This window comes from Erythrobacter sp. HI0063, from assembly GCF_001635685.1.
Taxonomy (GTDB): Bacteria; Pseudomonadota; Alphaproteobacteria; order Sphingomonadales; family Sphingomonadaceae; genus Qipengyuania.
In genome coordinates this window covers 1-227 of the sequence record NZ_LWFF01000054.1, presented here as the reverse complement: position 1 = coordinate 227, position 227 = coordinate 1, and the positions used below count along the sequence as shown (strand labels likewise).

Annotated in this window: 1 protein-coding gene; it reads right to left on the bottom strand. The window is 64.8% G+C overall.

What is annotated here, in order from left to right:
- A partial coding sequence (locus A3736_RS02240) for an endolytic transglycosylase MltG (protein WP_197465463.1) occupies positions 1 to 227 on the bottom strand: 227 nt, incomplete at both ends.

Here is a 227-nt window from a genome sequence, read left to right as displayed (position 1 = left end):
CCCGTCCTTCAGGCGATTGGAATAGAGCCCCGCCACCATGCGCCGCTCTCTCGCGACGCCGGTTTCCTTTTCCACGATCGAGGCAAGCGTCACCGCCTCCTGAATCGTGTCCACCGCGATATCGGGCCCGCGCTTTGGCCAGGCTTCGGCGAGATAGTTCTGCATCGCCGCCTGCATCCGCGCGAGCACCTTTGCGCGCGGTTCGCCGCGCTCGAAATCGTAGGTGT